Source organism: Acinetobacter sp. YH16042 (assembly GCF_013417245.1).
GTDB lineage: Bacteria > Pseudomonadota > Gammaproteobacteria > Pseudomonadales > Moraxellaceae > Acinetobacter > Acinetobacter amyesii.
Genome location: NZ_VPEJ01000095.1, coordinates 1 through 2016 on the forward strand (window position 1 = coordinate 1; position 2016 = coordinate 2016).

The following is a 2016-nucleotide window of genomic DNA, read 5'->3' on the forward strand; positions in this document are numbered from 1 at the left end:
GAGGAATTGCCACAAGATACGATAAGCTAAAACGTAACTATCAAAGCGCTGTTGCTTTAGCTTGTATATTTATATGGTTGCCTCTTTAGCTCAATTTATCGGCTGTAAATGTCAACACACCCTAGTTAATAACTTTTGAGGAACAATAAAAAATTGTTTACGCTCTGCGCCTGCTGTCCCTAAATTCGTCGTACTTTCACAAGCTGAAATTAAGATAAAAACCAAAGTTATCATTAAAATATTTATATTCTTCATAATCACTTTCAGTTTAAAACCAATGATGATCTATATATAATTCCAACTACAGATAAAAGCAAAAACATCCTAACAACACATATAACTTATAAATATCAAAAACTTAAAAATATATTAAATTTAAAAAATGATAACTAAAAATATTTATTATATTGTGATGCGTTTCATTATTATGAGGCACCTTTTAAAAGGCATATTAGACCAAAGTTGTATAATCGTAAATTCAGTCATTTTTATAGCATTATTTATATTAAAAAATAGATATAAAACGAATTTTAAAAGACTCATTATTCACGTATTTTCTATTTTAATTTATTCAATTGTATTGCTAAAAATAAACCGATCATCAAGATAACAGCAATAAAGCTCGTCAACCCAATCCAACCAGACATCTCCCAAACCAAACCACTACTGCTACCCAAGATACTAGAACCTAAGTAGTAGCAAAATAAATATAGAGATGAACCTACGGCACGGTACTGCAGGGATTGAACCGAAACCCAACTACTTGCCGTGGAATGCGCTGCAAAAAAAGCGAAAGTGAATACAATCAGCCCAAAAATGACTGACCAAAATGCCGGAATGAGCATAATCAACAGCCCCAACAACATCATGATCAGCATTGCAGGTAAAACTTTTTCACGCCCAAAGCGTTTCCCCCAACTTGCAGCCCGAGGTGAACTATATATTCCTGCCAAATAAGCTATGGAAATTAGCCCAATCCAAGTTTGAGAAAGTTGATAAGGTTCTTCTAATAGGTGGTAGCTCATATAGTTAAATATAGAGACAAAACATCCCATGAGGATAAAGCTTTGAAGGAATAAAATTCTCAGCTTTGGATCTGCTAAGTTTTTAACGAAAGATTCATAAAATCGGTTGAAACGAATGGGATAAGCTTGAAAATGTTGAGATGCTGGAAGTAATAAAAAGAATGCTGTGGCTATACATAGGTTAATGATACCAATAATCATCATGGCATTTTGCCAACTAATATAATCAATCAATACCCCTGCAATGAGACGACCACCCATTCCGCCAATTGCAGTACCTGAAATATACAGGCCCATTGCAAAGCCTATATCTTTTTGCGCAATTTCCTCTCCAATATAAGTCATTGCAACAGCAGCAACACCACTCACACTTAAACCAATCAGCACGCGATTCAGTAGAAATACTTCCCAAAGCGGAAATATAGAACTGATTATTAAAAGTGACGCTGCCAAAAATAAAGCGGTGACCATTACAGGCTTACGGCCGAATCGATCTGAAATCAAACCAGTGAACAGCAGCCCTACCGCTAAGGCAATGGTTGAAAAAGATAATGGAAAGCTGCTATGTGTCGGACTGACATGAAAATCATCAGCAAAAATGGGCATCATCGGTTGTATACAATACAACGATGAAAAAATTGCGAAGCCCGCTAAAAATAAAGAAAATAAAATGGCAAGAAATGGCCGTGTGCCATATTCAATATAAGGAGAATTTGAGGCTAAATCAGACATGAGCTTTCCATCAATGACATGGATAGTATACGCCTTTCAGCCTTTAATTTAAAAATCACATAAAAATGAATGAAGAATTCTTTATTTTCTTCTCCCCCATTCTCCTTTCCCCCTTTTCTCCCTTTTTCTTCGACATAAAAAAACACCCCCTGCACTAGTCAGGGGGTGTTTTCGAATAATGAGCTGGCGATGACTTACTCTCACATGGGTAACCCCACACTACCATCAGCGCTAAGAGGTTTCACTTCTGAGTTCGGGA

1 protein-coding gene and 1 pseudogene are annotated in these 2016 nt (G+C 36.1%); one reads left to right on the forward strand and one right to left on the reverse strand.

What is annotated here, in order from left to right:
- Positions 1-89: pseudogene (locus FTV37_RS17165) on the forward strand (IS5/IS1182 family transposase); the annotation flags it as partial.
- Positions 90-557: 468 nt separating this feature from the next.
- On the opposite strand, the gene FTV37_RS17170 reads toward FTV37_RS17165, so the two are convergent.
- Positions 558-1757, reverse strand: a complete 1200-nt coding sequence (locus FTV37_RS17170; protein ID WP_180064326.1) for an MFS transporter — start codon at positions 1755-1757, stop codon at positions 558-560.
- Positions 1758-2016: the final 259 nt, after the last annotated feature.

Coding starts and splice junctions, on each gene's coding strand:
- FTV37_RS17170 (WP_180064326.1), bottom strand. CDS start 1,757: ATGTCTGATTTAGCCTCAAATTCTCCTTATATTGAATATGGCACACGG.